Annotated in this window: 22 protein-coding genes and 1 tRNA gene; 7 read left to right on the forward strand and 16 right to left on the reverse strand. The window is 65.3% G+C overall.

What is annotated here, in order from left to right:
- Positions 1-121: 121 nt before the first annotated feature.
- A complete protein-coding gene (locus tag BLEFHOIH_RS13125; RefSeq protein WP_088346125.1) occupies positions 122-733 on the reverse strand; it encodes a pyridoxamine 5'-phosphate oxidase family protein in 612 nt (203 codons plus the stop codon).
- 35 nt (positions 734-768) lie between these two features.
- Positions 769-1,821 (reverse strand): alkene reductase, encoded by a 1,053-nt coding sequence (locus BLEFHOIH_RS13130; RefSeq protein ID WP_088346127.1) that lies wholly within the window; start codon positions 1,819-1,821, stop codon positions 769-771.
- 128 nt (positions 1,822-1,949) lie between these two features.
- Here BLEFHOIH_RS13130 and BLEFHOIH_RS13135 point away from each other — a divergent pair, with 128 nt between their 5' ends.
- Positions 1,950-2,285, forward strand: coding sequence for a helix-turn-helix domain-containing protein (locus BLEFHOIH_RS13135; protein WP_088346129.1), 336 nt, complete (start codon positions 1,950-1,952; stop codon positions 2,283-2,285).
- A 76-nt stretch (positions 2,286-2,361) separates the two neighbouring features.
- On the opposite strand, the gene BLEFHOIH_RS13140 is transcribed toward BLEFHOIH_RS13135, so the two are convergent.
- The 4 genes from BLEFHOIH_RS13140 to rsmI form a co-directional block, all read right to left on the reverse strand.
- Positions 2,362-3,936, reverse strand: a complete 1,575-nt coding sequence (locus BLEFHOIH_RS13140; RefSeq protein ID WP_088346131.1) for a YifB family Mg chelatase-like AAA ATPase — start codon at positions 3,934-3,936, stop codon at positions 2,362-2,364.
- A gap of 81 nt (positions 3,937-4,017) precedes the next feature.
- Positions 4,018-4,983 (reverse strand): glutathione synthase, encoded by a 966-nt coding sequence (gshB, locus tag BLEFHOIH_RS13145; RefSeq protein ID WP_088346270.1) that lies wholly within the window; start codon positions 4,981-4,983, stop codon positions 4,018-4,020.
- Positions 4,984-5,111: 128 nt separating this feature from the next.
- A complete protein-coding gene (locus BLEFHOIH_RS13150) occupies positions 5,112-5,489 on the reverse strand; it encodes a YraN family protein (protein ID WP_088346133.1) in 378 nt (125 codons plus the stop codon).
- Positions 5,473-6,372 carry a 16S rRNA (cytidine(1402)-2'-O)-methyltransferase gene (gene rsmI, locus BLEFHOIH_RS13155; RefSeq protein WP_245296995.1) on the reverse strand — a complete coding sequence of 300 codons (900 nt, stop codon included), beginning with the start codon at positions 6,370-6,372 and terminating at the stop codon, positions 5,473-5,475. The genes BLEFHOIH_RS13150 and rsmI overlap by 17 nt, the downstream gene beginning before the upstream one ends.
- Positions 6,373-6,637: 265 nt before the next feature.
- Between rsmI and BLEFHOIH_RS13160 the strand changes: the two genes are divergently transcribed.
- Both BLEFHOIH_RS13160 and BLEFHOIH_RS13165 read left to right on the forward strand, forming a co-directional pair.
- Complete coding sequence (locus BLEFHOIH_RS13160) at positions 6,638-7,870, forward strand: penicillin-binding protein activator (protein WP_088346135.1); 1,233 nt, start codon at positions 6,638-6,640, stop codon at positions 7,868-7,870.
- A complete protein-coding gene (locus BLEFHOIH_RS13165) occupies positions 7,867-8,250 on the forward strand; it encodes a TfoX/Sxy family protein (RefSeq protein WP_088346137.1) in 384 nt (127 codons plus the stop codon). The genes BLEFHOIH_RS13160 and BLEFHOIH_RS13165 overlap by 4 nt, the downstream gene beginning before the upstream one ends.
- A gap of 45 nt (positions 8,251-8,295) precedes the next feature.
- Here BLEFHOIH_RS13165 and BLEFHOIH_RS13170 read toward each other — a convergent pair whose 3' ends face one another.
- From BLEFHOIH_RS13170 to BLEFHOIH_RS13180, 3 genes are all read right to left on the reverse strand, one after another.
- The gene (locus tag BLEFHOIH_RS13170) at positions 8,296-8,757 is read right to left on the reverse strand and encodes a GatB/YqeY domain-containing protein (RefSeq protein ID WP_088346138.1); all 462 of its coding nucleotides are present in this window, start codon (positions 8,755-8,757) and stop codon (positions 8,296-8,298) included.
- Positions 8,758-9,003: 246 nt separating this feature from the next.
- Positions 9,004-10,638, reverse strand: a complete 1,635-nt coding sequence (locus BLEFHOIH_RS13175) for a hypothetical protein (RefSeq protein ID WP_245296996.1) — start codon at positions 10,636-10,638, stop codon at positions 9,004-9,006.
- A gap of 379 nt (positions 10,639-11,017) precedes the next feature.
- Positions 11,018-13,024 (reverse strand): multiheme c-type cytochrome, encoded by a 2,007-nt coding sequence (locus tag BLEFHOIH_RS13180; RefSeq protein WP_088346274.1) that lies wholly within the window; start codon positions 13,022-13,024, stop codon positions 11,018-11,020.
- A 443-nt stretch (positions 13,025-13,467) separates the two neighbouring features.
- Here BLEFHOIH_RS13180 and BLEFHOIH_RS13185 point away from each other — a divergent pair, with 443 nt between their 5' ends.
- The 4 genes from BLEFHOIH_RS13185 to BLEFHOIH_RS26660 all read left to right on the forward strand — a co-directional run bounded on the left by BLEFHOIH_RS13185 (position 13,468) and on the right by BLEFHOIH_RS26660 (position 17,673).
- Entirely contained in the window at positions 13,468-15,450 is a 1,983-nt protein-coding gene (locus BLEFHOIH_RS13185; RefSeq protein WP_088346142.1) for a heme lyase CcmF/NrfE family subunit, read from the forward strand.
- A 12-nt stretch (positions 15,451-15,462) separates the two neighbouring features.
- On the forward strand, positions 15,463-15,948 hold the full coding sequence (locus BLEFHOIH_RS13190; RefSeq protein ID WP_088346144.1) for a cytochrome c-type biogenesis protein: 486 nt from the start codon (positions 15,463-15,465) through the stop codon (positions 15,946-15,948).
- Positions 15,945-17,195 carry a c-type cytochrome biogenesis protein CcmI gene (gene ccmI / locus BLEFHOIH_RS13195; RefSeq protein WP_088346146.1) on the forward strand — a complete coding sequence of 417 codons (1,251 nt, stop codon included), beginning with the start codon at positions 15,945-15,947 and terminating at the stop codon, positions 17,193-17,195. Before BLEFHOIH_RS13190 ends, ccmI begins: the two co-directional genes overlap by 4 nt.
- A gap of 139 nt (positions 17,196-17,334) precedes the next feature.
- Positions 17,335-17,673: a BA14K family protein gene (locus BLEFHOIH_RS26660; RefSeq protein WP_170937144.1), complete on the forward strand. Its 339-nt coding sequence runs from the start codon at positions 17,335-17,337 to the stop codon at positions 17,671-17,673.
- A 313-nt stretch (positions 17,674-17,986) separates the two neighbouring features.
- Here the strand turns inward: BLEFHOIH_RS26660 and BLEFHOIH_RS13205 are convergent, their stop codons facing one another.
- The 7 genes from BLEFHOIH_RS13205 to BLEFHOIH_RS13235 all read right to left on the reverse strand — a co-directional run bounded on the left by BLEFHOIH_RS13205 (position 17,987) and on the right by BLEFHOIH_RS13235 (position 25,576).
- Complete coding sequence (locus BLEFHOIH_RS13205) at positions 17,987-20,512, reverse strand: hypothetical protein (RefSeq protein WP_125461693.1); 2,526 nt, start codon at positions 20,510-20,512, stop codon at positions 17,987-17,989.
- Between the two features lie 17 nt (positions 20,513-20,529).
- Entirely contained in the window at positions 20,530-21,435 is a 906-nt protein-coding gene (locus BLEFHOIH_RS13210; RefSeq protein WP_245296997.1) for a hypothetical protein, read from the reverse strand.
- Between the two features lie 85 nt (positions 21,436-21,520).
- Complete coding sequence (locus BLEFHOIH_RS13215) at positions 21,521-22,519, reverse strand: cytochrome c family protein (protein WP_245296998.1); 999 nt, start codon at positions 22,517-22,519, stop codon at positions 21,521-21,523.
- 46 nt (positions 22,520-22,565) lie between these two features.
- A complete protein-coding gene (locus BLEFHOIH_RS13220; protein ID WP_088346154.1) occupies positions 22,566-23,726 on the reverse strand; it encodes a 2Fe-2S iron-sulfur cluster-binding protein in 1,161 nt (386 codons plus the stop codon).
- Positions 23,727-24,423: 697 nt separating this feature from the next.
- Positions 24,424-24,501, reverse strand: a tRNA-Pro gene (locus tag BLEFHOIH_RS13225).
- A gap of 124 nt (positions 24,502-24,625) precedes the next feature.
- On the reverse strand, positions 24,626-25,210 hold the full coding sequence (locus BLEFHOIH_RS13230) for a MerR family transcriptional regulator (protein WP_088346156.1): 585 nt from the start codon (positions 25,208-25,210) through the stop codon (positions 24,626-24,628).
- Between the two features lie 39 nt (positions 25,211-25,249).
- Positions 25,250-25,576 (reverse strand): integration host factor subunit alpha, encoded by a 327-nt coding sequence (locus BLEFHOIH_RS13235; protein ID WP_088346278.1) that lies wholly within the window; start codon positions 25,574-25,576, stop codon positions 25,250-25,252.
- Between the last annotated feature and the right edge of the window lie 60 nt (positions 25,577-25,636).

The raw sequence follows: 25,636 nt of genomic DNA on the forward strand, positions 1-25,636 counted from the left end.
AAACGAACGCATAATCGTTCAGGATTGCGGAAAAATCGCGGTTGTTACGCGAAGACGCTGTTCAACGCAATCGGACGGAGACTGTCGAAGGCGCAATTCTACAGTGCGTTGCCGGTCGAGGCTACCACATAGTTTTCTTGGCGCGTTCGGGCCAGGCCTTGTCATAGGCCTCGCCGCCATGCTGGCTGTCGCTCATCGCCGCGATGATCTGACCCATGGTCGGCAGGCTGGACGGGTCGACATGCTTTTCCGGATTCCACAGATTGGAGCGGATGATGGCGCGGGCGCATTGGAAATAGACGGCGTCCACGGTGATGACGATCACCGAGCGCGGCGGCTCGCCGTCGACGGCGAAGGAGGCGAGCAGTTCCGGCTCGATCGCGAGCCGCGCCCGGCCGTTGACGCGCAAGGTCGTGCCCGAGCCGGGGATCAGGAAGAGCAGGCCGACGCGCGGGTCGCGGATGATGTTGCGCAGCGAATCGACGCGGTTATTGCCGCGCCGGTCCGGCATCATCAGGGTTTTCTCGTCATGGATGCGCAGGAAGCCCGGCAGGTCGCCGCGCGGCGTGCAGTCGAGCCCCTCGGGGCCGGCCGTCGCCAGCGCGACGAAGGGAGAGGCGGCGATGAAGGCGGCGTAATGCGGCGTGACGCGGTCCGTCTCCTTCACCAGCGAGGCGGCAACAGGCCGGCCGTAGAGGGCTTCCAGCGCTTCGATCGTGTCGATGGTCTGCATGGGCTCGGCCTGTTGGTTGACGATGACGATCTATCTCACGTCAGGGCAGGATAATCGACATAGCCTTTTTCGCCGCCTGTGTAGAATGTCGCGCTGTCCCATTCGTTGAGCGGGGCGTCCTCGCGCAGGCGGCGGACGAGGTCGGGATTGGCGATGAAGGCCTTGCCGAAGGCGACGGCATCCGCCTTGCCCGAGGCGATCAGCGCTTCCGCCGCGTCCTTCTTGAAGCGCTCATTGACGATATAGACGCCGCCAAAGGCGGATTTCAGGCGGGCGCCGAGACTGTCGTCGGCGAGATGCTCGCGGGCGCAGATGAAGGCCAGCTTGCGCTTGCCGAGCTCCGTCGCGACGTGGGTGAAGGTGTCCGGCCGGTTGCTGTCGCCCATGGAATGGCTGTCGCCGCGCGGAGCCAGATGCATGCCGACGCGTCCCGCGCCCCAGACCGAGATCACCGCGTCGGCCACCTCGAGCATCAGCCGGGCGCGGTTTTCGACCGGGCCGCCATAGCCGTCCTCGCGGTGGTTGGAGATGTCCTGCAGGAACTGGTCCAGCAGATAGCCATTGGCGCCGTGGATCTCGACGCCGTCGAAGCCGGCCTCCATGGCGTTCTCGGCGCCGCGCCGGAAGGCCTCGACGATGCCGGGGATCTCGCCGATCTCGAGCGCGCGCGGCACCGGATAGGGCTGTTCGGGGCGCAGCAGGCTGACATGGCCGTTCGCCGCGATGGCGCTCGGCGCGACCGGGGGCTCGCCGTTCAGGAAGGTCGGATGCGAAATGCGGCCGACATGCCAGAGCTGCAGCGCGATGCGCCCGCCGCGCGCATGGACGGCGCCGGTGACCAGCTTCCAGCCCTCCACCTGCTCCTTCGACCAGATGCCCGGCGTGCCGGCATAGCCGACGCCCATCGGCGAGACTGAGGTCGCCTCGGTGAGAATCAGCCCGGCATCGGCGCGCTGGGCGTAATATTGCGCCATCAGCGCGTTGGGGAGTCTGGCGTCGCCGGCGCGGCTGCGCGTCAGCGGCGCCATGACGATACGGTTGGGCAGGCGAAACTCGCCCGCCACGATGGGTTCGAATAGAATGCTCATGATAGTCGCCCTATATGCGGCCTGCCCGCCGCTGGGATCAAGGAATGGCCGGGCACTCCATTTGCGATGGCGTCCGGCCGTCCGTTAATCTATGTTCGACGAACATCGAATGAAAGAGGAATTTTCGCATGAAGCAGCTCGAGCATCCCTGTCAGGAGGCGCTGACTCTGACCGCCGTGCTGGCGGCCCTGAGCGATAGCGTGCGCCTCGACATCGTGCGGGAGCTGGCGGAGTGCGGCGAACGCGGTTCGAGCGCTTTCGACTGCGACATCGCCAATTCGACGCTCAGCCATCATCTGAAGGTTTTGCGGCTGGCCGGCGTGATCCAGCACCGCAAGGAGGGGACGCGGTGTTTCGTGTCGCTGCGGCCCTGCATGGAGAGGGCCTTTCCGGGGCTGCTCGCCTCGGTGCTGCGGTTTCATCCGGCGGATGTGCGGGCGGAGGCCGAGGCGCCGACGGCATAATTAGGCGGCGCCCCGGTATACGGAACCGTTGTCGCGTTCCGTATGCGGCCGCCGGCCGGCTCTCGCGCGCCCAGACTCAGAACGGCGCAGCCAGAGACGATTCGATCTGCAAGGGCGGCCGGGCATTCTCCCCCAAACCGCCGATGCCGCCGCCGCGATAGGCCAGCGCCTCGGCGACATGCAGATGGCGCACCCTGGCTTCCCCGTCGAGATCGGCGAGGGTGCGGGCGAGCCGCAAGCTGCGGTGATAGCCGCGCGCGGACATGCCGAATTTCAGCGCCGCCTCCTGCAGCAGCTTCTGCCCGGCGGCGTCGGGCGTCGCGACCTCGTCCAGCAGGGAGGGCGGGCATTCGGCGTTGGTCCTCGTGCCCGGCGCGATGGCGTCGTAGCGCTCGAACTGGCGCAGGCGCGCCGCCTCGACGCGGGCGCCGACCTCGCGGCTGCCGTCGCGGGCGGGCGGCTGGGCGAGATCGGCCGCCGTCACCGACGGCACGGTGATGCGGATGTCGATGCGGTCGAGGATGGGGCCGGAGATGCGGGAGAGATAGCGCTCCTTGCAGTTCTGCCCCTGGCGGCAGGAGAAGCCCGGCTCGCCGGCATGGCCGCAGCGGCACGGGTTCATGGCGGCGACGAGCTGGATGCGGGTCGGGTAGGAGATGCGGTGATTGGCGCGGGCGATGACGATGGCGCCGGATTCGAGCGGCTGGCGAAGCGCGTCGATGACCTGCGGGGCGAATTCAGGCAGCTCGTCGAGGAAGAGCACGCCGTGATGGGCGAGGGCGACTTCGCCGGGCCTCGGTCGTGAGCCGCCGCCGACCAGCGCCGCCATGCTGGCGGAATGGTGCGGAGTGCGGAACGGCCTCACCCTGCTGAGGCGGCCGCCGCCGAGCTGGCCGGCCATGCTCTGGATCATCGAGATTTCCAGCATCTCCTGCGGCGAGAGCGGCGGCAGCAGGCCGGGCAGGCGCTGGGCGAGCATCGATTTGCCGGCGCCGGGCGGTCCGGTCATCAGCAGGTGGTGGCCGCCCGCTGCGGCGATCTCGATGGCGCGCTTGGCCATCTCCTGGCCGCGCACATCGCGCAGGTCGAGCGTTTCCGGCTGGCCGGTGTCGAGTTCGGGGTTCGGCCGGGGCAGGCAGGTCAGGCCCTTGAAATGATTGGCGAGCACCAGGAGATGCGGCGGCGCGAGGATGGCCATGTCGGGCGAGGCCCAGGCGGCCTCGGGGCCGCAGGCATAGGGACAGATCAAACCCTTGCCCATGGCGTTGGCGCCGATGGCGGCGGGCAGGCAGCCCGTCACGGCGGCGACCGAGCCGTCGAGGCCCAGCTCGCCGATCACCGCATAATCGGCGACCTCGTCGCCCGGCATGGCGCCGCTCGCCACCATCAGCCCGACGGCGATCGGCAGGTCGTAATGACTGCCCTCTTTCGGCAGATCGGCGGGCGCGAGATTGACCGTAATGCGCTTGGCCGGCAGCCCGAGACCGATGGAGCAGAGCGCGGCCCGCACCCGCTCCCGGCTTTCCGCGACCGCCTTATCCGGCAGGCCGACGATGGAGAAGGAGGGGAGGCCGGGGCCGATCTGCACCTGCACGTCGACAGGGCGGGCGTCGATCCCCAGAAAGGCCACCGTCGAGACTTGCGCAAACATCCGTTCCACCCTCATGCCGGTCGCCGCCGACCAAGATGGGGCGACCATAGCAGCGGGAACATTGCGCGAACATAAGCAGCATTACGGAGCGGAAGCGGCGGGCCCACCGGCGCGCTTGGCTTCGATCACGTCCCAGATCATCGCGGCGATGTCGGGGCCGCCGAACCGTTTCACTTCGCGGATGCCGGTCGGCGAGGTGACGTTGATTTCGGTGAGGAAATCGCCGATCACGTCGATGCCGGTGAAGATCAGGCCGCGCCGCTTCAGCTCGGGGCCGATGGTGGCGCAGATCACGCGCTCGCGTTCGGTGATGCCGGTCGGCTCGGGGCGGCCGCCGACATGCATGTTCGAGCGGGTCTCCTCGGCGGCGGGGATGCGGTTGATGGCCCCGGCGATCTCGCCGTCGACCAGGATGATGCGCTTGTCGCCATTGCGCACTTCCGGCTGGTAGCGCTGCACGATGAAGGGTTCGCGGAAGACGCTTTGAAACAGCTCGACCAGCGAGCCGATATTGGTGTCGTCCGGCTGCATCCGGAAGACGGCCGCGCCGCCATTGCCGTAAAGCGGCTTCAGGATGATGTCGCGGTGCTCGGCGCGGAAGGCTTTGACGTCCTCGAGCGAGCGGGTGATCAGCGTCGGCGGCATCAGCTCGGGGAACTGGGTGACGAAGAGCTTTTCCGGCGCGTTGCGGACGCTGGCCGGATCGTTGACCACCAAGACGCCGGGCGAGAGCGCCTCCAGCAGATGGGTGGTGGTGATGTAGCTCATGTCGAAGGGCGGATCCTGGCGCAGATGCACCACGTCGCAGCCGGCGAGGTCGAGGAGCTGGCGCTCGCCGAGGCGGTAATGGCTGCCGGCTTCGTCGGCGACCTGGACGGGGCTGGCATGGGCAAGCACGCGCCGGTCGCGCATGAACAGGTCCGGCGGCGTGTAGTAGAACTGCTCATGCCCGCGCCGCTGGCCTTCGAGCATCAGGGCAAAAGTGGAATCGCCCTTGATCGCCAGCCTGTCGATCGGGTCCATCTGAAAAGCGACGCGCAGCGCCATGGGGGTCTCCTGCTTGAGGGCAGACATGCCGGCTCGCCACTTTGCCGGGTGCCAAGTCGAGCGGAGTTAGCGCCTATTGCGGCCAAGGTCCAGCCGGATATGCGGCAGCGCCGCTTTGACGCCCTCTGTCAGAATCCCGGCCGGAAGGCATCGGAGATATATTCGGCCCCGGCCGCCGGCGCGAACAGCACGGCGTCGAAGGAAATATCGCGGTCCTGATATTCCGGAAAGCTTTGCAGCCAGTAGCTGGCGGCATCGGCGATGCGGCGCTGCTGGCGCGGGGTGACGGACCAGGCGGCGTCATCGCGGCTCCTCCGCGCCTTGACCTCGACAAAGGCCAGATGCGCGCCCCTGGCGGCGACCAGATCGATCTCCCCGGCCGGAGACCGGTAGCGGCGGCTGAGGATTTCATAGCCGCGCCCGGCGAGCAGGTTTTCGGCGTCCGCCTCGGCCTTGAGGCCCCGGTGATAGGCCTGGATCTTGCCGGCTTTACTCAGACTCGTCACGGGATGAACCCTTTTGATGCTTCAGGGCCAAATCGTAGACCTGACGGCGCGGTACACGCAATGTTCTTCTTACGTCCTCCACAGCATCTCGCAGGCTCGAGTGCTGAAGGGCGTCGATAATGGCGCTGCGAATCTCGTCTTCATCGACGCTTTGCTCGGCGGGCGGGGAGATCAGCAGGACGAATTCACCTTTCCAGTCGGCGCCGATGAGCGCGGGGGCGGGCAGGGTGACGCGGATGACTTCCTCGAAGCGCTTGGTCAGTTCGCGGGCGATCACCAGTTCGCGGGCCGGGAAGAGCTCGCCGAGGGATTTCAGCGTCTTGTCGAGGCGGCTGGCGGTGTCGAAGAGGATCAGCGTGCCGGGGATCCCGGTCAGCTCCTCGAGCCGGGCGCGGGCGGCGGCCTCGCGCGGAGGCAGGAAGCCGGCGAAGAAGAAGGCGTCGGTCGGCAGGCCGCTCGAGGCGAGGCCCGCCAGCACGGCGGAGGCGCCGGGGATGCTGAACACCGGCGTGCCCTGCAGGGCGGCTTCGCGGACGAGCTTGTAGCCGGGATCGGAGATCAGCGGCGTGCCCGCATCGGAGATCAGGGCGACCGAGGCGCCGCCTTCCAGGGCCTTCAGGATCTTGGGCCGCTCCCTTGCGGCATTGTGGTCGTGATAGGCGGCAAGGCGCGAGGGCAGGCCATAATGGGAGATCAGCTTCTGGCTGTGGCGGGTGTCCTCGCAGAAGACGCGGTCGGCGCGGGCGAGCACGGCGAGCGCCCGCAGGCTGATATCGGTCAGGTTGCCGATGGGCGTGGCGACCAGGTAGAGGCCGGGGGCGAGCGGGGCCGCCATTTCCCTGGCCAGCGCCGCCTGCACGGCTTCGTTCAGCATTTCGGCCATGGCTGGATCCGTCGATGAAGCGTTTTGCGTGCGTTGGCCGCCGGTACACCACTCTATGGCCACACTCACCGCATAGCAAAAGATGGGGTGATAGGCGCGGAAAAATATGCCACCCTCGGCGTGCGGCCGGTGATTCCCATGATCATACGCTTCGCCCCGACGTCCGACATTGAAGTGGAAGCGGTCAGCCCGGGAATGGGATGGGGGACCGCGAGGCTGCGGCGGCGCTTCGGCTCCCTGGCACGGAGAGGATGATAAGAGTTAGATGTTGGCTCACAGCTTTCATGGATCCACCCGGTTCGGCCTGGCGCTGAAAAGCGCGGCGGCCCTTGTGTTTGGCGCGCTATTCCTGGCCGGCTGCTCGATCGGCGGCGGGCGCAGCCTGATCGGCGGCGGCGGCGACGATGCCGCCGGCACCGGCACCACCAAGGTGACGGCGGGCCCCGCCAAGACGGCGGTGAAGGTCGCCTTCCTGCTGCCGATGAGTTCGCCCAATTCGGCGAAAGTGGCGCAGGCGCTGAAGCAGGCCGGCGAATTGGCGCTGTTCGATTTCGACAATCCCAATGTCGAGCTGGTGCCGAAGGATACGCGCGGTACGCCGGAAGGCGCCAAGGCCGCGGCCGAAAGCGCCGTCAAGGAAGGCGCCGAGCTGATCATCGGGCCGCTTTTCGCCAATGAGGTCTCCGCCGCCGCGCCCATCGCGCAGCGCGCCAACATTCCGATGATCGCCTTCTCCAGCGACCGCAAGGTTGCCGGCAATGGCGTGTATCTGCTGTCCTTCCTCGCCGGCAGCGACGTGCCGCGCATCGTCTCCTATGCGGTGACGCAGGGCAAGACGCGCTTTGCGGCGCTGATCCCGCAGACCGAATATGGCCGTCTCGTCGAGCAGAGCTTCCTCGGCTCGGTGAAGCAGCTCGGCGGGCAGATCGTCGCCGTGAAGAGCTATCCGCAGGATGCCAATGGCATGCTGGCGCCGGTGCGCGAGATCGCGGAGCTGGCCAAGAAGGGCCAGCCGGCGCAGTTCGACGTGCTGTTCATCCCGGCGGGGCAGGATTCGCTGCCGGCGCTGGCGCCGCTGCTGCCCTATTCGGAAGTCGACACCACGCAGATCAAGGTCGTCGGCACGGCGGGTTGGGACTATACCGGCGTCGGCAAGGAACAGGCGCTGGTCAGCGGCTGGTTCTCGGCCCCCGATCCCAAGGGCTGGACCGATTTCACCAAGCGTTATGTCGAGACCTATGGCGACGTGCCGCCGCGCCTGTCGACGCTCGCCTATGACGCGGTGAGCCTTGCCATTTCGCTGTCGAACAACCCGGCGGGCTCGCGCTTCGGTACGGCGACGCTGACCCGGTCGAGCGGCTTTGCCGGCGTCGACGGGCTGTTCCGCCTGCGCCCGGACGGCACGTCGGAGCGCGGCTTCGCGGTGCTGGAGGTGCAGCGCTTCGGCAATCAGGTGATCGATGCGGCGCCTGCCGGGTTCACGGCGGCGCAATATTGACGGCAAGCCTTCGCATCGCGCCCCGCCGCGGCGTGGCCAACAAGCGCAGGCTCTACGATCCGGGGCTGGCGGCGAGGCTGGAGGACATTCTCGCCGGCTGCCCTGGGTTCCGGCCCCGGACCATGTTCGGCGGCATTTGCTGGATGCTGAACGGCAATATGTGCGTCGGCATCCATAAGGACTGGCTCATCATCCGGGTCGGCGAGGCCGCCGCTGCGTCCCTCGCCGCCGAACGGCATGTCAAACCCATGGATGTGACGGGCAAGGTGATGCGGGGCTGGGCCATGGTCTCGGTCGAGGGGCTCGCCGAGGACGCCGAGCTGAAACGCTTCACCGCATTGGCGATCGGCTTCGTCTCGCTCCTGCCCGCCAAGGGCTAAGCACGGCCTCGTCCCGGTCGGCATGGACGAGGCCGCGATGGCCGGTCAATTGCCGCTGAGCTGCTGTTTCACCAGGGCGCTCGCCCGGCTCATGTCGAGCTGGCCGGCATAGTCCGCCTTCAGCGCGGCCATCACCTTGCCCATGTCCTTGACGCTCGCCGCGCCGGTCTTGGCGATGACGGCGGCGATCGCCGCCTCCGTCTCCTCGGCGCCGAGCTGGCGCGGCAGAAACTGCTCGATCAGGCCGATCTCGGCGGTCTCCTTCTGAATCAGATCGTCGCGATTGCCCTGCCTGAACATCTCGATCGCCTCGCGGCGCGACTTGATCATGGCCTGGAGCAGGCTCAGCACCTCCTCGTCGGCGATGGTCTCGTCGCCGCGCGGCCGGGCGACGTCGATATCCTTCTGCTTGATGGCGGCATTGATCATCCGGATGGTCGAGACGCCCGCCTCGTTCTTGCTCTTCATGGCGTCCTTGAGCGCCGCCGAAATCGTCTCGCGGATCATGGCTGAATATCCTCGCGCGGGGTTGATCGAGCCCCTTCATACGGTGCCGCGCGCCGTCGCGCCACCCCGCATTGTCACGGCGGCCGCGGCGGCGCGGCCGGCAAAGCCTGGCGCGGCAGGGTCGGGAGCGGCTTTGGTGCTGATTTGAGGGGGAGTGCTACAGCCCGGACGGCCGGGCCGGCGGGATGATCCGGCTTGCGCAAGGCATCCCCCGCGCAAGCCGGCCGCATCATGGAAGGCCGCCGGTCAGAACTTCCGGCGGAACTCGGCGCGGAGGCCGAAATTGTCTTCGACCTCGGGATTGTCGACGATCTGATAGGTCGCGTCGGCGCGGAACAGCCAGTCGTTGTTGAGCGGGATCTGGTAGCGGACGCCGAAGCCATATTGCGGGTCCGCCGTGCCGATGCCGGCGATGGTCTCGCCGAAGGGCTGCACCGTGGCCAATTCGAAGACGAGCTGCTGATCCAGATTGAACAGATATTGCAGGCCCACAGCGCCGCCATACGCGTTCGAGCCGGTGTCGTTGAGCTTGGGGAAGCCCGTCAGCGCGTCGGTCTCGAAGTTGATGCCGACATTCTTCAGGATGCCGGCGCCATTGCCGTCGACCAGCGGCTGCGGATTGCCGGAGCCGACGAAGAAGTTGGCATAGGGCAGCAGCGTGCTCGGCAGTCCCGAGATCAGGCTGTTTTCCGAGATGATGGCAAAGCCTTCGTCCTCGTCGCCATTGCCGAAATTGGCGAAGAAGCGCGTCGAGTTCGACAAGGTGTTGGCGTAGCGCCGCGTATAGGAGGCCGTGACGAAATTGGTCAACTGGCCGTCCACCTGGTCGTCGACGCCTTGGATCAGGCCGTAGCCGGCTTCGATATAGCCGCCGAAGGCGTCGATGAAGGTGGTCACGCCATAAAGGTTGGAGACGTTGTTGTTGCGGTTGGCGAAGTCGCCGCCATTGACGATGGCGTTGTCGACATTGTCCACCGCGGTGAAGAAGGTGATGTCGTAGTTGGACAGGCCCAGCTTCTGCGAGTTCTTGGCGGTGAGGCTCACCGCGCCGCCGAGGATGGCGTCGTTGGCCCAGATGCCGTTCTGCAGGAACAGCGGGAACAGACCCACGGTGAACGGCAGATCGAAGCCGGCGGCCGAGCCCGACAGGCCGGAATAGATCGAGCCGACGTCGCCCTCGAAGAACAAGGTCTGCGGGTTCAGGTCGAATTCCTCGTTGAAGTCCTTATTGCCGTCGCCGCCGCCGAACTCGAAGCGGGTGAACTGATTGTTGTCCTGCAGCGGCGTGAAGAAGGCGTGGATGCGCTCGGTGCCGGTGATCTTGAAGTCGACGTCGATATTCACGCGCGTCGCGATCTGGGCGATGTCCTTGCCGTTATTCTGGTTGTAGGCGATCGCCGTGCGCCAGTCGCCGTAAATGGCAAGGCCGGGGATCAGCAGGTTGTTCTGGCCAAGGAGCGAGCTCTCCTGATTGTAGTCGCCGGCCGTATATTGCTCGCGGCCCGCCTCGATCAGCGGACGCGACGGCTCGACCGCCTTCTTGGCGCCGTAGACGTCGACATTCTTGTCGGCGTTGTAATTGCCGTCATATTGCGGGCCGGGGCGGAAGAGGTCTTCCTTGCCGGACTTGTTGCTGCTCGTGCCGATCCCGGGATCCGACGTCTGGTCCGCGGTCTTGGCTTCGGAATATTGCTCGACATATTGCGCGTCGGAATCGCCGCCATCGCCCTGCGGGGCGGCCGCCCCCTGGCTCAACCGGCTTCCCTTGCCGCCGCTATTGATGCTTTCGCCCGGCGCGGCCAGCTTGCCTTCCTTGCGCGCCTCGTTGGTGCTCTCGCCGGCGGCGATCAACTTGCCGCCCTTGCGGGCCTCGTTGCTCAAACCTGCCTCAGCATTCGCCGCCGTGCCGGACATCGCAAGGTAGCCGCCGGCCACCAGCGCGGTCGTGGCCAGGACGGTCGTTGTCCTGACGCAATACCGTAGGTTGCCTTTTGCTCTCCAAGTCACGTGGAAACCCCCATCTGTCTTAGTCACCCAATTCTCCCTCGTCTCGACGTCAGGCAGGGCCGTCCCTCGGACCCGCCAAGTGGGATTCACCACCCCACTTGGGCCACAGCAGATCGCTGTCGATGCGGTGATCTTCGTGGCTCTGACCCGCGGGGCTGCCCGCCCCGCAGGATGTCTCGGAAAGGCTGGGGACCCGCTTTTTTAGACCCCAAGGCGGGTCCCCAATCCGAAACCGTCGGCTGCTAGTCGCGCGTCACTTCACTTCCACATCCACGGCGAAGGCATGGAAGCTTGCCATCCGCTCATTCATGCGCTGCTCCATTTCCTTGGTGGCACCGACGAAGCGCATGAAGTAGATCGGCTCGGCCCGGCTGCGCATGCGGAAGGCGAGGCGGTACTTGCCGGGCTTGGTAATCAGCCTGCCCGGCACGTTGTAGCTGGCCACCTTCTCGCCGAGCGGCGTCAGCGAGTGGTTCTCCATGCGCACCAGCGGCGGATGGTTGAGAACCGTGGTCGGGACCTGCGGCGCGCGCAGCTGCGGCAGCTGGTCGATGTCGAAGTTCACCGGCAGGTACATTTCACGGTCCGTGCCCTTGATGTTGGTGGTCAAGAACTTGGTCTGGAAGTGCACCAGCTGCTGGTCGGTCTTGATGCTGCCAGCCGCCACGTCGAGGCTGTGCAGGTCGGCCATGTCGCCATTGCTGTCGATATAGCCGGACTCCCAGACATTCTGGCCGTCAGGATCGACGAGGGCGACGTTCACCCAGAGCTGCGGCTGCGCACCCAGCGAACCGGACGGCAGGTTGTGCCCTGTATTCATGTTCTTGATCTTGTAGGAGAAGGCCAGATCGCCGCCGACCCTGGGCTTGCTTTCGATATAGGGGCCGTCGACCTTGCTGCTGTTCTCCATCACCTCATGCCGGAGCGCGTCGCGTGCGTCGAGCTTCTTGAGGTTCTCTTCGATGATCACGCGGCCGTCTTCACGATCGAGGGCATCGGCCCAGCGCTGCGGGAAGTTGACCTTGATCTTGCCGTCGGCAACCTTGTCCTCGAAGTCCTTGGTGCCCCAGCCGGCGCGCCAGTCGAACTGGAGCCAATCCTTGATGCTGAAAGCCTGGGCCTTCTTGTTCTGCGGGAAGATGCCGGGATGGGCGATCGAATAGCCGGGGCCGACGAAGCTGTGATTGGCGTGCTTGCGTCCCGGATTGATCTCCTTGCCGCCGACGATGGCGGAGGGAGCGGTCGCGTAACCCTCGGCCTTGCCCGGAACCTGACCCATATGGCAGTCCTGGCAAGTCACGCCGGCTTTCTTGGCCGGGCTGTCGCGATATTGATCCCACACGATCTCGAGCTTGATGCCGAGGTTCACCGCCACCTGATGGCAACTGACGCAGAACTCCGACGTCTTCATCTGGCTGTTGAGGATCATGCCGTCGTGAATGTCGTTACCGCGCCCTTCGGGGCTGGTCTTGACCGAATAGCTGTCCTTGTTGGCAAGAACGTCCTTGATCACGCTCTTTTCGCCGCTGCCATAGACCGGCTCGTAGATCTTGCCCGGCTCGACCCGGCGTTCGCCGTTGACCTTGCCGTAGTTCTCCTTGACGCGGTGGCAGGTGATGCAACTGATGCCCTCGCGCGAGATCTGGCTGCGCGCCCAGAGCGGGGTGTCGCGAGCCTCGCCGAGCTGCGTGCCGACCTGCTGGTGGCAGCGCACGCAGAAGGTGCCGACCGTGCCGCGCGTGAGCTCCTGGAACTTCTGCTCGAAGGCGTGGAACATCGGCGAGATCGAGGCATAGGCGTGCTGCGAGGAAGACCATTCCTCATAGATCTGCTTATGGCATTCGCCGCATTGCGCGGCGGTCGGATATAAAGAGAGCGTCTCCTCGTCGACCGCCGGAATCGGCGATTCCTTGCCTTTGGATTCTCTCGCGGCCGCGGCGAGGAGGGAGGTCTGCCCATAGCCGTCCGCGTCGGCATCGGCGGACAGCTTCTGCTCGCCGCCGACGACTTGTGACTTGGCGCCTTCGCCCGAGGCTCGTTTCGCCTCGTCCTCCTTGATCAGAGCCTCGAGCGCCGAATGCGCGTCGATGGCTCCGTGCGTTCCGACATTTTGGGCAAATCTCAGCCCGGGCTGTGCTTGTACGGTTGGCGCCGCCAAGGTCTCGGTGGACCCGGCGACGGCCGTATGGCTCAGGAATGCCGCTTGCAGCAAAACGGCGCTGGCGAAAGCGCCCATGGATAGTGCGGTTCGTCGTTTCATCGCCCCTTCTTCCCCCATAGATTTCAGGGTGGCCCCGATTTGATCGCTCAAGCGAAAACGGCGCTCGACCGCCGTACGGGATTGCTGAACCGGAGATTAATAATCAAAAGGGGCGTTAGATGGCCGCGTCTGAAGCGAAACCATGACAAAGATGGCAAGTTTGAGATAGATGTTATGAAAATTTCTAATCCATCGAAAAAATGACATTAGATTCAATGGGTTGGAAATATGCCCCGCTGCCACAATGATTGTGTTATGGCAATTCTGAAGCGAAAAAAATCGAATTATATTGTTCACGGGATGGGGCCGAATTGCCATAGTCCAGACAGCAAGCCGCCCATTCATCGCCTTATAAAAGCTCTAGGGTAGGCCTCTCCGGAAAGCGCGTGTACCGGCAACGTTCCCGCATGCGCCTTCACTCATCCGCAATAAGGGAAATCGTGGTGGTCGCTGAAACCGGTCATTTTGCCCTCATCCTGACATTGACGCTCGCGCTGGCGCAATCGGTCGTGCCCTTGATCGGAACCCGCCTCGGCGATCTGCAATTGATGCGATTCGCCTCGTCCGCGGCGATCGGGCAGATGGTCTTCCTGACCGCCGCTTTCGCCGCGCTGATCGGCTGCTATGTCATGTCCGATTTTTCGGTGCTGAATGTCGCCGAAAATTCCAACTCGGCGATGCCGCTAATCTATAAGGTGACGGCCGCCTGGGGCAATCACGAAGGCTCGATGCTGCTCTGGGTGCTGATTCTGGCGATCTTCGGCGCGGCAGTGGCGATTTTCGGCGGCAACCTGCCGGCGCCGCTGAAAGCGCGCGCGCTTGCGGTGCAGGGCACGGTGGGGACGGGCTTCCTGGCCTTCATCCTGTTCACCTCCAACCCCTTCATCCGGCTGTTTCCAGCCGCGCCCGACGGCCAGGATCTCAATCCCCTGCTGCAGGATATCGGGCTGGCGATCCATCCGCCTTTCCTCTATCTCGGCTATGTCGGGTTCTCGATGGCGTTTTCCTTCTCCGTCGCCGCTCTGATCGAGGGCAAGGTCGATGCGAGCTGGGCGCGCTGGGTGCGGCCCTGGGTGCTCGCCGCCTGGTGTTTCCTGACCATCGGCATCACGCTCGGCAGCTTCTGGGCCTATTACGAGCTCGGCTGGGGCGGCTGGTGGTTCTGGGACCCGGTCGAGAACGCCTCCTTCATGCCCTGGCTGGCTGGCACCGCCCTGCTGCATTCCGCGCTCGTCGTCGAGCGCCGCCAGACGCTGGTCAACTGGACCATCCTGCTCGGCATCTTAACCTTTTCCCTCAGCCTGATCGGCACGTTCGTGGTCCGCTCCGGCGTGCTGACCAGCGTGCATTCCTTCGCCATGGACCCGGCGCGCGGCGTGTTCATCCTCGGCCTGATCGCGCTGACTTCGGGCGGCGCTCTGGCGCTCTACGCCTATCGCGCGCCGTCCCTCAAGCAGGGGGCGCCCTTCGCCGGCTTCAGCCGCGAATCGAGCCTCGTCATGAACAACGTGCTGCTGCTCTCGGCCTGCGCCACCGTCTTCCTGGGCACCTTCTATCCGCTCATCATCGAAGCGACGAGCAACGACAAGATCACCGTCGGCGCGCCCTTCTACAACCTCACCTTCGTCCCGATGATGATTCCGCTGCTCATCGTCATGGTGCTCGGGCCGATGCTGAAATGGAAACGCGACAGCATTCGCGCCGGCCTGGCGAAACTGATGCGGCCGGCCGTCATTGCCGGTCTCGTCCTGGCCGCGATCCTCATCGCCACATTCGGCGCCCATGCGCTCGCTGCCTTCGGCTTCGCCCTGGCGGTCTGGGTGATCGTCGGATCGCTCGCCATCCTGGCGCACCGCACCCGGCTTGGACAGGTGCCCGTCCCGGCCAGCCTGCATCTGGCGCGGCTCACCCCGCGCTCGGTCTACGGCCTCGTCCTCGCCCATGCCGGCATCGGCGTTACGGTCGCCGGGATCACCGCCATGTCGGCCTGGAAGCAGGAGGAGCTGCGCTCGCTGCCGGTCGGCGGCCAGCTCGATGTCGGCGGCTATCATGTGACGCTGAAATCGGTCTCGGACGTTGCCGGTCCCAACTATCAGGCCGAGCGGGCGCTGTTCGACATCGGCCGCAATGGCAGCCACGTCTCCACGCTGCATGCCGAGCGCCGCTATTATTCGGTCCGCCGCACGCAGACCACCGAGGCCGGCATACACACCAATCTGTTCTCGAATGTCTATCTCGCCATCGGCGAGCGGAACGGCACGAAGGAATGGACGGTGCGGGCCTATTACCATCCGCTCGCGCCCTGGATCTGGTTCGGGCCGATCATCATGGCGCTCGGCGGCTTCGTCTCGCTTTCGGATCGCCGCTTCCGCCTGGGGGCGCCGCAACGGGCGCGGCGCGCTCCGGCGCTCGCCCCGGCCGAATAGGAGCACACCTCTATGAAGCACCGCCTTCTAGTGGCATCCTTTCTACTCTGCGCGCTGGCGGCGTCCAGGCCTTCGCTGGCCGTCGAGCCGAGCGAGGTGCTTGCCGATCCGGCGCTGGAGCTGCGGGCGCGCAATCTCAGCCAGCATCTGCGCTGCGTCGTCTGCCAGAACCAGTCCATCGACGATTCCAACGCCCCGCTCGCCCGCGATCTGCGCGTTTTGCTGCGCGAGCGGCTGCAGGCCGGCGATTCGGATGAAGCCGCCAACGCCTATATCGTTGCCCGCTATGGCAATTTCGTCCTGCTGAAGCCGCCCGTGCAGATCAACACGCTGCTCTTGTGGTTCGGTCCGGCCCTCATATTCATGTTGGCGCTCTTCGCCGGCTGGAGCCTCGTCCGCAGGCGTCCCGGCACTGCCGAGGCCGATGCGTCCCCGGCATTGACGGAGGCGGAACGCAAGGCATTGCAATCCATTCTTAAAGAAAGTCCAACGGCATGACGCTTTGGTTGATTCTCACCATTCTATCGGCGGTCGCTGCCCTGATTGTCGCGGCGCCGTTCCTGTTCCGCGGCGCCAATACGGGCGCTGCGTCCAGCATCGATGTCTATAAGGACCAGCTCGCCGAAGTTGAACGCGACCGGACGCAGGGGCTGATCGAGGAGGCCGAAGCCGCCTCCATGCGCCTCGAGATCGAAAGGCGGATTCTGTCGGCGGGCAAAGCCGAGAACGGTCCCGCCGATCGGGTCGCGCCGAACTGGCAATACCGCATGGTGACCGGCGTCACCTCCATCGTCATCCTGGGCTCGGTCGGGCTCTACGCTTCGCTCGGCCGTCCGGAATTGGCGGCGGTTTCCGCTCCCGCGCAGGATGCATGGGCGCAGCGGGCGGCGGTGGTCGCCGGGCCGCAAGGCCAGACCGCTCAGGCGGTGGAGGGCCAGCCCGGCGGCGGCGACGTCGAGGCGATGGTGAAGCGGCTCGAGCAGCGGCTGGAGGCCAACCCGAAGGATGCCGATGGCTGGCGCGTGCTCGGCTGGTCCTACGACACCATCGGGCGCAATCAGGACGCCGTCACCGCCTATGGCAAGGCCGTCGAGCTGCAGAAGGACAACCCGACCCTGCGCGCCCTTTATGGCGAGGCGCAGGTCAAGGCGGCCGGCATGGTGACGGACGCGGCGTTGGCGACTTTCGACGAGGTGTTGGCGATGAACCCCAATGACGAGCGCGCCCGCTTCTTCAAGGGGGCCGCCAAGCAGCAGAAGGGCGATACGCAAGGCGCCATCGACGATTGGCTGGCGCTCTACAAGATCGCGCCCGCCGATGCCGAATGGACCGGCGATCTGCGCAGCCGCATCGAGGAATCCGCCAAGGCCGCCGGCATCGACGTCAGCGCCAAGCTCGCCGAGGCCAAACCGGCGGGCGCCGCCGTGGCGCAGGCTCCTGCCATGCCTGCCCACCCTGGCGCCGTAGGCCCGAGCGCGGCCGATATCGAGAGCGCCAAGCAGCTCAGCGACCAGGATCGCCAATCGATGGTGTCGGGCATGGTCGACCGGCTCGCGGGCCGTCTGGAGACCTCGCCGAAGGATCCCGATGGCTGGATCATGCTGATCCGCTCGCGCATGGCGATGAAGGATGCCGAGAAGGCGCGGGCCGCGCTCGAGAAAGCCAAGACCGTGTTCGCCGACGAGCCCGAGACGCAGCAGCGCATCGTTCAAGCGGCGCAGGCCATGGGCGTGGCCGCCAACTAGCAATGACGTTCATAGCACAAGCGAGGGGAATTTCATGAGCAGCCGGAATTTATGCGCATCCATGCTGATGGCTTGCCTGTTGGGGGGCGGTCTGGGGGGCTTCGCGCCAGCGGCCAATGCGGCGTCGGCCGGGCCGTCCATGGTGAAGCCAGCGGAGAGCGGCGCGGATCATCTCATCGAGGTGGGGGGCCGCAGCCGCGCCCCGGAGGCCCATCTGTCTGTCGGGCCGAGCTACCGCTATTATGACTATCCCTATTATTACAGCCGCGGCTATTACCCGACCCATATCGGACCGCACTACGTCTATGACTATCCGGACGGGTCGACCAGCGCCTCTTATTATGACGAGGACGATGAAGGCGGCGCGCCCTATTCGGCGCAAGAGCGCTGCGCCCGCCGTTTCAAGTCTTTCGACTGGGATACGGGCCGCTACACGACCTATGGCGGCCGCAGCAAGCTTTGCCCTTACCTGCGCTGATCGCGTTTTAAGGGATTCCGCCTTGGATGGCTGGCGCAATGCCGGCCATTTTTTATGCGGCAAGCCCGATCGTGGCGCGGGCCGACCCGCCGCCGCTCTCCTCCGCAAAACGCGAGCGATGCAAAATTCCGTCGCCCGGCCGTCAGAGCCGGGGCCTACTCGCCTCTATTCTTGCCGCAGTGCCCGCTGATCCGCGAGTGGGTCCCGGTCCGGCCTGAGGGTCGCCCGGGACGACGGGAGGAAGCGCGGATGCAATATGCAAAGGTCGCGGAACCCGCGCTCCGGCCCTTATTCCAGCCCGAGCGATCCCGCGCTAAGGCGTCGGGATCCTGGTATTCATGATCGGCGTGACGACGCCGTTCACGTGGTACTTGTGGCAGGTCAGGCAGTCCTGGCGCGCCATGGTGCTGGTGTGGCAGGTCTGGCAGAGCTCCTTTTTCACCGCACCGAAATTAGAGACGAAGCTCAGCGGATTGCCCTGCTCATAGCTCTTCAGATAGGGCCGGCCTTTTTCGAGATTATGGCAGGTGAGGCAGCCGCGATTCTCCAGGATGCCGAAATGCGGCTCATGGATGAAATTGGTGAAGCGCCCCTGCTTGGTGTCGACCTTGGGCGGGGAGAAATTCACCAGCCGCCCCTTGCCCCGGATATCATCGACGCTGTGACATTTCGTGCAGGAGCCCTGGGCGTCCTTGTCGATCAGAGAATCGAACACAGCCGCCGCCGGGCCTTTATTGCCCTTGGGCGCCTGCGGTCCCGTCAGGAACAGCCAGGAATAGATGAACTTGTCCTTGTGACCCGTCGGGCGATAGAAAATGCCGAAATCCTGGTGATACCAGCCGCCATATTCGGCCCAGCTCTCCGCGTCCACGTCGCTTTGTATGCTGACGATGCCGGGCGCGGCGCGGCCCTGCGGCTCGGCGCCAGCAGGGGCGGCGTCCGCAGGGGCCGCGCTGACTTCGGGCGAGGCGCCGCCGACGGGGCCGTCGCTCGCGCCACCCGTGGAGTCCGCCGCTCCACCATCGGGGTTCAGCAGATCGTCATTTTGGTCACCCGGCTTGCCCTGCGGAGGCGGATCGGCGGCGGCGACCTGCCTGCCGCCTCCGGCCGGGGCTTCGGGACGGGCTGCTGCCCTCGGCTGGGGCTGAGCGGCAACCGGCTCGTTTTCCGGGCCTCTTGCCGGGGCCTCGGCCGTTCCGCCATCCGGCGAGAGCAGGTCGTCGGTCTGGTCCGCCGCCTTGGCCTGGGGCTGAATGTCCGCGGAGGCCGGTTCCCTCGCCGCGCTTACGGGCGGGGCGGCCTGGGCGGTCTCGATTCCCTCTTCCGGGGTCTTTGCGACCCGGCCATAGGGATCGATCCGCAGGCTTTTCTCGGCGACCGTGCCGGGCGTGCTCTTGGATTGGACCAGTTGATTGGCCTGAGCCAGTTGGACCGGCTTGGCCGAGCTGGCGGCGTCGCCGCCTCCGGTCTGCGGGGCTGATCGGGGCGATGCCTGAGGCGAGCCCGCGCCGAACAGCTCCTCGGGAGAGACCGAGGCCGCCAAACGCGATTCGGTGATCGCAGCGGCCCAGCCGCCCTGGTCCTGATCGCTCGCGGCCTGGCCGCTGGCCATTTCCGTGGCAAGATTGGGCAGCCACTCCTGGTGCGCGCTGATGACCACGTCGCGCGGCAGGCTCGCCGTCAGGTCGGCGACCAGACTGGGGCTGAGCTTCGCCCCGCCGCCGATGTTGAGGTCGCCGAGGACGTCGGAGGCTTTGCCCGAGATCAGCGCGTAGAACAGGCCCTTGATCTCCCATACGAGGCCCGTCACGGCCTTGAGCTGCTCCTCGGTCGCGTTGCCGAGATCCTGGAGATTCACGCCGCTCACGGTCTTGATGATGGCGCGGCCCTTCTCGCTCCGGCTGATCATCACCTTCATGAACGGGGTGAGCTCGGCCTCGGACCCTTCCGGCCATTCGCCGATCGCGGCGTTCTTCTCCTTCAGCGTCCGCACGTCGAGGCCGGGCAGCGTCAGGAAGGCGATGCCTTTCGGGCCGGTTGCCCGTTCCTTGCCGACGATCTGGTCCAAATGGCAGTCGGTGCAGGTCTGCTCGAACGGCGCGACCGCCATGATGCGCTTGTCCGCGCGGCTCGTATGGCAGGTCGAGCAGGTCGCGGGAATGCGCTTTTCCTTGTCCTTCTGCGCCACGTCGGGGAAGTGCTTGCCGAAATGGCCGGCATGGTCATAGACGATCTGCGTGCGGCTCTTGAACGGGTAATTGTCGAATCGCGGGTGATCGCCATCGAAGCTGTCGAACTTCACCACATGGCAGGAGCGGCACTGCTCGTTGGAGATCTTGCTCAGATTGAAATTGGCGCCCTTGTGTTCCTGGTGGCAGGTCGCGCAGTTGAGGCCGCCCGCAACCGCCGCATCGGTCGGGAAGGCGATGCTCTGGGCGCGGGCCGATTGCGGCGCCGGCGTCACCGCCGCGACTTTCGCCAGCCGTTTGGTGCTCTGCTTCAAGACGTCCGGCAGAGCGCCATGCGGGTTGAAGGCCGTCTTCGGCATCTTGTGGCAGGTCAGGCAGGCCTTGCTGTCGGCGAGCGGATCGCCGGGAACGAGGCCCTGCACCCAACTGAAACTGCCGCTGCCGCTCTTGGTGTGGCAGGCGCCGCAATTCTCGATGGCGCCGTGAGCGCTGGCCAATGGCCCCGGCGCCAGAAACTGCTTTCCGCTGGAGAACAAGAAGGCCGCGCCGAGGCAAATGGCGGTGACGATCGCCAGCAGCACCGCCAAACGGTCGCGCGGGGAGGGCGGCTTCGACGGCCGCTCGGCCCTCGGAGCCCGTCCCGATCTCATTCGTACTGGTCGCCGCATCACCACGCCCCCGACGAAAAGGCATAGGCGACGATGACGTGCAGCACCATCAGTACGAATAGCCCATAGGTGACCGGCACATGCACGAAAAGCCAGGCCTTGGTCAAGCCGAGATAGACGCGCGCGAAATCGAGCCGGTCCTTCTCGATGACCAGCTCCCTGACGATGGCCAGCTTCTCCTGGCTCGGCTTGTCGACATAGCGGGACAGATTGTCGATCTCCACCGTCAGCCGCTTGATGTGCCGCCGCGAGCCGATCAGATGGGCGGCGAAATTGCGCTGGCCTTCGAAGAAATCGCGCAGGTGGTTGGCGTAGAGGTCCATCACCCAGGCGTCATGCGGCGCCGCCGGCAAGGCGAATGCCGCCGCGGCCGGGTCGGCCTTGGTGACGGCGGCGTGGACGTCGCGCGCCAGCTCGGCGCGGCGGGCCGGGATGCGATCGAAGCCGGTGCCCTCCTCGATGCCGCTCTTGGCCTTCAGGCCCCAGGCGAGATAGGTGCCGAAAATGCCGCTCAGCGTCACCAGCACGAAGCCGAGCCAGAGCGCCCATTCGAAGCCGCTGTCCGGCAGGGAGAAATCCGAATGCGAGACGAAGGCGGCGACCAGCAGATAGCCGAGGAAGATATGGATCTTGCGCCAGCGCATGGCGGCTTTCGGCGCCAGCCGCGAGGTCTTGATGGCGATGTGGAAATAGAGCTGGACGGTCATGCCGCTGGCGAGCAGCCAGCCGTCGAGGAAGCGGGGGTCGCGCAGGCCGTTGCCATAGATCCAGACAAGCCAGAACAGGCCGCCGGAAATGGCGGCGATCAGAACGCCCTGGATTGTCTGGCCGTTGACAAATCTGGCGAGGCCCATACCGCGTCCACCGATCGAGGCGTCGCCCGCGCGCCGTCCCGCCGATCTCACGGCAGCCTCACAAAATCACCCATCCGCGGTGGTTCTTTCCCCATCAAATCCATTCAGCTTGTTGTCGTTGGCCGGCTGGCCGGGATCAATTGGTTGCGCCGGCCTTCGTCGCCGTGCCCTTGAACTTGTCCGGTCCCGGGATCAGGCTGTCGAGCCCGGCCAAGGTGCTGCCGTCATATTTCTGAGTGACGCTCACGAGCAGCTTGGAGACGCCGTCGGCAGCCGCCGTCAGGTACCGTTCATTATTTAATTTCAGTCCGGCTGAATAGGCAAATTTGACCATCTCCGCAATTTCCGGCACGCCCGGCGCCGCCTTCGCCGCGGCGGAGAGCTGCTTGCGCGCGCGGTCGACGCGCTTGGCCATTTCGAAGGCATATTGCTTTCTCGCCGTCGCGCGGGCAACGCCGCGAATGCCGGTCTCGAGCTCGACGCCAAGGCCGACGAGATAGAGCATCCGCTTGCGCGCGGCGTCCGCCGGCACGTTGTCCTTGCCCTTGGAGAGCCAGGTATTGTGCCGCACCTCGCCCTGCGACCAGGACACGAGTTCAAACGCGCTGCCGGCGGGATGGCCGCCTTTGTTCACCAGGTCCTCTTGCGGCACCACATGGCAGCCCAGGCAGTTCTTCGCCAGCGCATAGAGCGATTCCGGCCGGATCATGCCCTTGGAATCGGCGAGCTTCCAGCGCGCCTCCTTTTCGGCCTTTGTCTCCGACTGCTCGGTCTTGCCGCTGAACTCGCTATGGACCTTGATCCAGTCCTGTCCGGCGCTATGGCAGGATTCGCAGGAGATGCCGGCGACGACCTCCTCCTTGCCGTCCTTCTGCTGCACCGTGTAATGGCAGTTCAGGCACAGCCCTTCCGACCGGATGCGGCGCACGCCCATCTTGTCGGCGATCTCCTTCGCCTTCTCGTTGCGCGGCAATTCGCGGAAGGTCTTGAAATGGTGCGAGCCCTTCCAGGCCTCCGTCTCCTGCTTGTGGCATTCGCCGCAGGCATTCGGTCCGAGCGTCTTGGCCGGATCGGACGCGACGGCGCGATCCGCGGCAAGGCCGAACAGCATCAGCAAGCCGCAGAGGCCAAGCATGGGAGACTGGAGACGGGCCCTTAGGCCAAAGCCGGTCGACCGACGGCTAAGCGCTCTGAGGAGCATAACGACTTCTCACCCTTCTTTCCGATTCGGCCATTCTGGAACCCTGCCTCGGCTGATCGCGCCGCTGACTGGGGGCCGGCAGCGCGAGCTGCCCCTTCTGCCGGCTGGGGATGGCAATGCGGTCGCGCACCGCCGCGGTGGGCAGGGCGAGCCATTCCATGGCGCGGGTCAGAATGCCTTCCTCAACCGTGTCGTTGTTGTTCGCCACGAACGGGTCGGCGTAGCAGACCGCGCCGAAGCGCGCCGCGATCGCCTTGATCGAGTCGACCATGGCCGGCATGCCGCAGGCATAGAGCACATCGGACGGCAGCAGGCGGGGCAGGAAGTCGGTCGGCCGGCCGGCCTTCACCGCCTTGCTCAAAGTCTGCGGGGTGCTGCAGCACGGCACGACGCGAACGTTCGGGAAACGCGCCAGCCGCACCAGAGCCGGGCCCATATAGAGCGACTCGACGGTGCGGCCGCCGGCGATGATCATGATCCGGCGATCCGGATTTTCGCGCAGGGCGGCGACGGCGATCGACCAGATCGGCGCAAAGCCGGTATTGGTCGCGACCAGGATCAGCCGGCCTTCCAGATTGGGGCGGAAATGCGCCGAGCCATAGGGCCCGCTCACCTGCACCCGGTGGCCGAGCGTGATGCGCCTGCCGATCAGCGGGGTGACGCGCCCCTCCTCCATCTTGCGGATGTGGAACCACACCGAGCGGCCGTTCGGGCTGCCGCGCAAGGGATGGGTGATGCTGAAGGGGCGGGTCGGATAGCCGCTGAATTTGATCTGCGCATATTGCCCGGCATGATAGGGCAGGGCGCGCTCGGTCCTGATGCCGACCTCCATCACGTCGCGCGACAAGGGGCGCAGCGAACTCAGCACGCCGTCGACGGTGATGGCGGGCGAGGACTGGCCGCGCTCGATGACCACATCCCCGACGATCCGGCTTTGACAGGCATGAATCGTGCCTGGAGCCGAGCCTTCGCCGCCATGGACCTGGCCTTCGAGGAGTTGAACGCAGCAGGTGCCGCAATGTCCGGCGCGGCAGTCATAAGGCAGTTCGATGCCGTTGCTCAGAGCGGCGTCCAGCAGCAACTCGCCGCGGCGCGCCGAAAAGCTTTCGCCATTGATCGTAATCTGGTGGCTTTTTGCCATTGTCTGATCCTGGAAGGCTTCAGTTCCCCATCCACGGCCGGTGCAGCGAACCGGCCGTCCCCGCGCTTCCTGGTTTGCTCAGCAAAGCAAGCGGTCTGGATCTGGAACACCGACTCTCGTGGTTCGGCAGCGAAAATGCCGTTTTGTAACATTGGTCATTTTGGCACCCCGTTGGGGCGCCGGCGCCGACATTGGACACAATCCGAAAATCTCAATTCCAAAGCCTTGATATTCTTGCACGTTTATTCGTTGCACGATTCGTGCGCCTTACTCGCCAAGGTCTAGCCGTCCATCATGGTCAGACAATGACCGTTTCATGGTTACGGATGTAGCGAAGGACATTTTTCCGCGATCGCGCCCGAAAACTCCTTGGAAATTGGGGCGCAAAAGGCTCCGGACGGGTGATTTGTCGCGGAGGAAAACCGGGCTGCGGCCGTCCGATTCGGGCCCCGGCGCGGCCTACGGCATCCGGTTTTTCGGGATTGGCGGCGGAATCGGCGCCGCTTCAGGGACGACTGATTCGATTGCCGCAATCATGCCGTCCGTCATGGCAGTCCCCGATCACCTTGCGTGAACTTTACCCGCTCAAGTAGAATTTCAGGGATTACTGCTTATGGATGGCCCGCCGGTGCATTTCCGGCGCCTTCGGCCAATGAGGCCGCACGCCCATTGTGGCCCTTGAGCGGATCGATGGAATTGGTCGGAGCGAGAGGATTTGAACCTCCGACCCCTAGTCCCCCAGACTAGTGCGCTAACCGGGCTGCGCCACGCTCCGACAAGATATCCGGCTGCCATATCAGGCTTGAGGGGAGTTTTGCCCGGTTCAGTTGGCAGGGTCAATAGCATTCTCGCGGGGCCGCGATGGCTGCGCGGAAACGGCGGCCAGGGCCGCCTCCGGGTTAGGCCTCCAGTCCGCGCCGGCTCTCGCCGCGGCCCTTGCGGGCGGGAGCGGGGGCCGGCTTTTCGGCATGCGCCGCCGTGGTGCCGCGAAGCAGGTCGCGGCACTCCTCCAGCTCCTTCAGCAAAGCCGCGAGCATGGCGCGCTGGCCTTGCGGCTCGGGCTCGGCCTGCGGGGCGGGCGGCGCGTCCGCCTTGGCGCCGCGCGCGGGGCGCAGCGCGACGGCCTTGCCGCGCCGGGCTTCCTTGGCGGCTTCGCCGGCGAGGTTGGGGATCGGCATCGGCGCTTCGGCGGGCTTGGCCTCGGCGGCAGGCTCGCCGCGCCAGCATTCCTTGACGAAGCGGACGCCGCTGTCGCGCAGGATGCGCTGCACGCCCTTGATGGTGTAGCCGTCGCTATAGAGCAGCCAGCGAATGCCGCGCAGGAGGTCGACATCCTCCGGACGGTAATAGCGCCGGCCGCCGCCGCGCTTCATTGGCCGCAATTGGGGAAACTTGCCTTCCCAGAACCGCAAGACGTGCTTGGGCACGGCAAGTTCGGCCGCGACTTCGCTGATGGTGCGAAATGCACTCGAAGATTTTTCCAAATTAGCCCCCGCTCATTGGAAAGTCCGGACCGGCCGGACCTATTCCGCCGCTTTCTTACACTTCACCAGAGACGAGTTGATCCGCTCCTTCATGATGTTGCTGGCCCTGAACACCAGGACACGCCTCGGTGTGATGGGCACAACTTCTCCGGTCTTGGGATTCCGGCCTACGCGTTCCCTCTTATCGCGCACGCCGAACGATCCAAAGCTGGATAGCTTGACATTGTCTCCCCGCTCCAAGCAGCCAATGATCTCTCGGATAACGGTTTCCACAAGTTCAGCAGATTCGTTGCGCGGCAGGCCGACTTTCTGAAAAACGGCTTCCGCGAGATCTGCTCTTGTGAGTGTCTTGCCGCTTGACGACATGTCGACTCGGCTCATTCCTGAAGTGTAAATTAACTCAACAGTAATGGATATTACTGGAAT

The sequence above is a fragment of the Rhodomicrobium sp. R_RK_3 genome (assembly GCF_002198715.1).
Classification (GTDB): Bacteria; Pseudomonadota; Alphaproteobacteria; order Rhizobiales; family Rhodomicrobiaceae; genus R-RK-3.

Excerpts from the sequence above, each read along its gene's own strand:
- BLEFHOIH_RS13130 (WP_088346127.1), bottom strand. The coding sequence starts at position 1,821 with ATGAGCATTCTATTCGAACCCATCGTGGCGGGCGAGTTTCGCCTGCCC.
- BLEFHOIH_RS13125 (WP_088346125.1), bottom strand. The coding sequence starts at position 733 with ATGCAGACCATCGACACGATCGAAGCGCTGGAAGCCCTCTACGGCCGG.
- BLEFHOIH_RS13215 (WP_245296998.1), bottom strand. The coding sequence starts at position 22,519 with ATGCTTGGCCTCTGCGGCTTGCTGATGCTGTTCGGCCTTGCCGCGGAT.
- BLEFHOIH_RS13170 (WP_088346138.1), bottom strand. The coding sequence starts at position 8,757 with ATGATCCGCGAGACGATTTCGGCGGCGCTCAAGGACGCCATGAAGAGC.
- BLEFHOIH_RS13205 (WP_125461693.1), bottom strand. The coding sequence starts at position 20,512 with ATGAGATCGGGACGGGCTCCGAGGGCCGAGCGGCCGTCGAAGCCGCCC.
- BLEFHOIH_RS13190 (WP_088346144.1), top strand. The coding sequence starts at position 15,463 with ATGAAGCACCGCCTTCTAGTGGCATCCTTTCTACTCTGCGCGCTGGCG.
- BLEFHOIH_RS26660 (WP_170937144.1), top strand. The coding sequence starts at position 17,335 with ATGGTGAAGCCAGCGGAGAGCGGCGCGGATCATCTCATCGAGGTGGGG.
- BLEFHOIH_RS13140 (WP_088346131.1), bottom strand. The coding sequence starts at position 3,936 with ATGTTTGCGCAAGTCTCGACGGTGGCCTTTCTGGGGATCGACGCCCGC.
- BLEFHOIH_RS13160 (WP_088346135.1), top strand. The coding sequence starts at position 6,638 with ATGTTGGCTCACAGCTTTCATGGATCCACCCGGTTCGGCCTGGCGCTG.
- BLEFHOIH_RS13135 (WP_088346129.1), top strand. The coding sequence starts at position 1,950 with ATGAAGCAGCTCGAGCATCCCTGTCAGGAGGCGCTGACTCTGACCGCC.
- ccmI (WP_088346146.1), top strand. The coding sequence starts at position 15,945 with ATGACGCTTTGGTTGATTCTCACCATTCTATCGGCGGTCGCTGCCCTG.
- BLEFHOIH_RS13235 (WP_088346278.1), bottom strand. The coding sequence starts at position 25,576 with ATGTCGTCAAGCGGCAAGACACTCACAAGAGCAGATCTCGCGGAAGCC.
- gshB (WP_088346270.1), bottom strand. The coding sequence starts at position 4,983 with ATGGCGCTGCGCGTCGCTTTTCAGATGGACCCGATCGACAGGCTGGCG.
- BLEFHOIH_RS13220 (WP_088346154.1), bottom strand. The coding sequence starts at position 23,726 with ATGGCAAAAAGCCACCAGATTACGATCAATGGCGAAAGCTTTTCGGCG.
- rsmI (WP_245296995.1), bottom strand. The coding sequence starts at position 6,372 with ATGGCCGAAATGCTGAACGAAGCCGTGCAGGCGGCGCTGGCCAGGGAA.
- BLEFHOIH_RS13180 (WP_088346274.1), bottom strand. The coding sequence starts at position 13,024 with ATGAAACGACGAACCGCACTATCCATGGGCGCTTTCGCCAGCGCCGTT.